Origin of the sequence: Paracoccus sp. TRP (genome assembly GCF_000185925.1) — a bacterium.
GTDB classification, from domain to species: domain Bacteria; phylum Pseudomonadota; class Alphaproteobacteria; order Rhodobacterales; family Rhodobacteraceae; genus Paracoccus; species Paracoccus kondratievae.
Map to the genome: position 1 here is coordinate 1 of NZ_AEPN01000090.1, position 4,306 is coordinate 4,306.

The 4,306-nt window shown below is 60.4% G+C and carries 6 protein-coding genes; 3 read left to right on the top strand and 3 right to left on the bottom strand.

The window, feature by feature from the left end:
• Positions 1-259: 259 nt before the first annotated feature.
• Together PARACOCCUSGL_RS21110 and PARACOCCUSGL_RS21115 are read right to left on the bottom strand one after the other, a co-directional pair.
• Entirely contained in the window at positions 260-682 is a 423-nt protein-coding gene (locus PARACOCCUSGL_RS21110; RefSeq protein ID WP_010400659.1) for a hypothetical protein, read from the bottom strand.
• A gap of 95 nt (positions 683-777) precedes the next feature.
• A complete protein-coding gene (locus PARACOCCUSGL_RS21115; RefSeq protein ID WP_010400661.1) occupies positions 778-1,077 on the bottom strand; it encodes an HNH endonuclease in 300 nt (99 codons plus the stop codon).
• Positions 1,078-1,970: 893 nt separating this feature from the next.
• Between PARACOCCUSGL_RS21115 and PARACOCCUSGL_RS0119705 the strand changes: the two genes are divergently transcribed.
• The 3 genes from PARACOCCUSGL_RS0119705 to PARACOCCUSGL_RS21915 are packed head-to-tail and all read left to right on the top strand — an operon-like array spanning position 1,971 to position 3,047.
• Complete coding sequence (locus tag PARACOCCUSGL_RS0119705; RefSeq protein WP_010400665.1) at positions 1,971-2,285, top strand: hypothetical protein; 315 nt, start codon at positions 1,971-1,973, stop codon at positions 2,283-2,285.
• Positions 2,285-2,527, top strand: coding sequence for a hypothetical protein (locus PARACOCCUSGL_RS21120; protein ID WP_010400667.1), 243 nt, complete (start codon positions 2,285-2,287; stop codon positions 2,525-2,527). Before PARACOCCUSGL_RS0119705 ends, PARACOCCUSGL_RS21120 begins: the two co-directional genes overlap by 1 nt.
• On the top strand, positions 2,514-3,047 hold the full coding sequence (locus PARACOCCUSGL_RS21915; protein WP_138918411.1) for a hypothetical protein: 534 nt from the start codon (positions 2,514-2,516) through the stop codon (positions 3,045-3,047). The genes PARACOCCUSGL_RS21120 and PARACOCCUSGL_RS21915 overlap by 14 nt, the downstream gene beginning before the upstream one ends.
• Before the next feature lie 929 nt (positions 3,048-3,976).
• Here PARACOCCUSGL_RS21915 and PARACOCCUSGL_RS22110 read toward each other — a convergent pair.
• Positions 3,977-4,306, bottom strand: a 330-nt coding sequence (locus PARACOCCUSGL_RS22110; RefSeq protein ID WP_010400674.1) for a helix-turn-helix domain-containing protein, incomplete at its 5' end; no start/stop codon positions are given.

Below are 4,306 nucleotides of genomic sequence, written 5' to 3' on the forward strand. Positions count from 1 at the left end.
GGGTCACGTCTCGACGGAAATCAACAACTGGCTATTTGGTCGCGCTTCGGGCCCGCAGAGATGCAGCAACAGCAGGAAGGCGCTGATCGCAGTCTTCCCATTTTTCCGACCAAAGCTCAGGATCGCCCGCCGCGTTCCGTTCGGATTATCGTAAATCCTCCTAACTTCGCGCTTCTGCCATTCCCGCAGCCGAACCGGCTTGCCAACATCACGACCCTCGGGAACGATGCAGTACGCCTCGATCCAGGCGATGTTGCGATCACCCCTCGATTTGCCAGGGCGCCTTGCGCTTCTTGCCTTGGTCATTGCCGCGATGGTTCGTTGTTGCCTGCTTGGTGATCCGCAGGCGGGTTGCGAGCGAGGACATGGCCCGGCTCTCGCGCTCATGCATCTTGAGCAACTTGTCGTATTCGTCCGTGTCTAGCGCATCACCGCCTTCGGCTTGTGCGATCAATTGCATGATCCGATTCCCACGAACGACATGCCGGCAATAGGCCGCCAACACGTCCGCATCCTTGCCGGAGAAAGCGTCGGCCGCCTGATCTTCGACAATGCGAATCCAGACCTCGGCTTCCTCATCCCCGATGCCATAGGGCGGCATCAGTCGCTCCACCCGGCGCAGGTCCTGAACTGTTGTAACCGTCGCCAAATCGGCGGCGGGCTTTCTGCCGCGCTGTCTCATGGCAACCTTTTTTCTTACGATTTAGCAAAAGGAAGTTGGGCGGCGGGTCCTGAGCAGATCGACATTCGGCACCTCGATACCCCCCCCCGGGGGGCTCAGGTCGGCCACCCATCGACCCCAATGGTCGGGGGCCGTTTCCACCCTTCGTCTCGTGCCGTCTTGTCCTTGTGGCACTCATCGCAGATGCTTTGCAGGTTCGCCAGGTCGTCCGATCCGCCCTGCGCCTTGGGCGTGATGTGGTCAACGGCCCGCGCCTCGGTGATACGACCTGCCCTCATGCATGGCTGGCACAGGTAGCAGTCGCGCCTGAGGGCTTGCAGCCTGATGCGGTCCCAAGCTGCCCCATACCCACGCTTGTGCCTGCTGCCCTTGTCAGCCCATGGCTTGCGGCTCATGCGCTTCTCCTGACGCGCAAAGAAAAACAGCCAAGGCGCACATTTTTGGTGTGTTTTGCCTTGACTGTTCGCACAAAAATGTGCATTATCATATCGTGCAGAGGGGGAAGGATGGGCCTTCCCCGCACAGGAAGAAAGGAAAATGAAGATGAAACTCATTCACCTTCAAATTCTGATCTCCCTTGTTACCTTGGTGGCGCTGCTCTCCAACATCGTCCACCACTGGTAATCGAGGGGGCGTCCCGCTTAGCGGCGGGGCGCTTCCTTCCCCCTCAACATATGGTCGAAACGATGAAATCGCAAGTTTTTCTAGACTGGATGGACGCTGTAGGGGCCAAGAGCGGCGCTGACGTTGCCCGCATTCTGGACACGGCCCGCAACACGTCACAGGCTTGGGTGTCAGCCGCAAGGGCCGGGGATGATGTTCCAATCAAGAAGCATGTCGCCCTTGCCATGTCGGCTGTAGCGCAACATCTTAAACCTTGGGACGAATACAGGAGGTAGACCCAATGTCCGACCGCAAGTTGCAGATCGTCTCTATTGTTCTTTCTCTGGCGATCCTCGCTCTGATCGTCGTGAACTTCGCTGTTCAGCCCTGATGCGAAAACCCCGCGCCGATCTCTCGGGCGGGGCGTGTCGTTCAGAAGGACTGCGCAAGTTCGGGAGGAGGAGGCACGCAGCCCTTCAAAACGCAAAAAGCCACGGCATAACCGTGGCGCTGCCACCCACTTATCATGCTGGTGATAATTGGTCAAGTTCCTGCGGCAGGAAAAAAATGCAAAGAGATTACGTTTTTCTCTTGCGCTGCTAACTCTGCGTTAGTATATATAACTCATCAGCAAGACGCTGATACCGCGCCTCGGGGATCAGAGGCTCTGACAGGAGATCAGGACATGGAAAACTTCATCACCTCGCAACACTACATCAACAACGAGATCGTTGCGGAAAAGATCGCTGCTGGCGATTTTGAGGTTCAAGTTTCCCCAGAATTCGAGATCGGCGGTGAAACGTTCCGCGTCGTCATGGACGGCCACCATAGCCTGGCTGCGGCTATCGAAGCGGGAGTTGAGCCAACCATCATCGAGCAAGACGCGACCGAAAACGACCGAGTTGCGCTGCTGGATGCCGGCGACGTCGAGGCATTTCTTGCGGCTTGCTGGATGGACGGCGAGTATCAATATGCGATCAGCGGAAAGGCAGTCTGGTAATGCCCTATACCCTTCATATCCCCGGAGAGCCGCCCAAGGCTCTCCGCTGGACGGTTCACGACAGCCGGTCCTCATATGGGGCTGGCGTTTTGGTCTATCGCAATAGCCGCGGCTGCCTTGATGGGGCCACGTTTAGGCTGCTGCGCGACACGCGCGGGGCTTGGATCGAGACGGACAGGCCAGATCGGGTGCGCTCTGCGCTGGGGCTGATGCAGGATGAGGACGGCATTGTCCAATCCTGACACCCCACCCCTGCTGTTCGGCCCATACACCGCGCCCGACATATCGGACGGATGGCTGGTTGATCATGTGGACGGCTCGATAGAGGTCGGCGGGTGGACCAATGCGCCGATCCCGTGGCCGCGCCGCAAAAAGACCGGCAAGCACTCCCTTATCCTCTGTGGAGACCTGATCCGCGCCGTGATGATGGAGAGCAGCGCCGCCGTGCAGCATCACTGGGGCGTCTCTGAGGGCACGGTCTGGAAATGGCGGCATGCGCTTGGCGTTGGCCGGGTCACACCTGGCACCCGCGACCGCCTGCAGACCGAGACCGGAGTCCCGCCAGAAGCCGCCGCGCGTGGTCGAAAGGCAGCAAAATCACCAGAGGCCCGAGCAAAGCTATCTGCGAGTAAGACCGGAAAGCCCGCACACCCAAACACCAAATCGGCTCTGCTGAGATCTGCCAAGTCCCCCAAGCCCGCTGGGTGGGGGCGTCGAGCCAACCAATGGATGCAGGATGCAAAGCGCAATGACACCGATTAATGACCCTCGTCCGTTTGCTGAGGTACTGCGCGACTGGATCGATCGGCATGGAGGCAGCGCCTATGCCGCCGCGCCAAAACTGCACACCACGGAGATGACCGTCGGTCGCTGGCTACGGGGATCCCGCTGTGCCACGGAGGCGGCGCAACGGGCATTGATGACACTGATCGACGAGGGGCGATTAGACAACCAGTGAGCGCAGCTCTCGCAGCGCAGATATCATATCCCTGCCAGCGGCGGTCAGTCTGCCGCCGGAGACAAACTCGCACCGCAGCCATAGGGCATCGTGCAAAGCGATGCGGTGCCCGATGTTGCAACTACTCATGAGGCGGCACCAACGCGACCAGTCGGCCCTTGCATCCGCGTCCCTCTCGGCATCCGTGCGCAAATCGGGTTTGTCGTCAGGTCGTGTTTCGAATCGCTCGGTCAGGAATTCGATTTTTGCGCAGCGGGGATGACGAGCCTGCCCGATGATGCGGCGACTGTAGACCTCATGGGCGCTGTCCAGGCATTTAAACAGGCCCCACAGATCGTCTCTCTCTGCGGCATCCCGTGCCCCGACATGGATTGCCTGCCCTACTGGATCTCCCAGCCCCTCCCACGTCATGGCCCGACGGTTGGAGGCATTGTCGGGTCGGCCGAGATGGCGACAGCGCGCGGAAAGGACAACGCGGCGGGGGTCCTCCTGCGGTCGGGGCGAGGCTGAGGCAAACGTTGACCAGCGATCCTGCAATGCACGCTTGCCAACCTGTTTCCTTGCTCGCCTCTTCTGCCCCTTCGTTTTCGCCTTAGTCATCTGTCCCTCGTGATCATTTGCCTGATCTTCTGCCGCAACTTGCGCCGCTCTGCCTGCCGTGCCTTGCGGGCTGCTTCTCGCTCTGCCGCGCGGATGCGCCGGTTGCGTTTGCTTGGGGGTGGGTGGAGGTCGGTCATGGGTCCGCCTCCCCGCTGGACAGGGCAGTCAGGCGCATTGCGATGGCGTCCGCTATCGAGACGCGCCGCCGAGCCGCTTCGTCGGCCAGTTGCTCCCAGACCGCGCCCGGCAGGCTGTCGAACATATCCACCATTCGCCCGAAGCGGAGACCCACATAACTGACGCCATTGGCGCAAATAGGGGGGCGCGGCTTTGACAGGCCGCGCCTGTGCAGGGTTGTGCTGACCGTGCTGGGATCAATCCCAAGAGCCGCGGCAATATCGTTAAGCTGGCATCCCTCGTCGCACCGGGCTTTGATCCACGCCGCGCGTTCGTCGCGCAGCTC

Coding starts and splice junctions, on each gene's coding strand:
- PARACOCCUSGL_RS21110 (WP_010400659.1), bottom strand. CDS start 682: ATGAGACAGCGCGGCAGAAAGCCCGCCGCCGATTTGGCGACGGTTACA.
- PARACOCCUSGL_RS21115 (WP_010400661.1), bottom strand. CDS start 1,077: ATGAGCCGCAAGCCATGGGCTGACAAGGGCAGCAGGCACAAGCGTGGG.
- PARACOCCUSGL_RS0119705 (WP_010400665.1), top strand. CDS start 1,971: ATGGAAAACTTCATCACCTCGCAACACTACATCAACAACGAGATCGTT.
- PARACOCCUSGL_RS21120 (WP_010400667.1), top strand. CDS start 2,285: ATGCCCTATACCCTTCATATCCCCGGAGAGCCGCCCAAGGCTCTCCGC.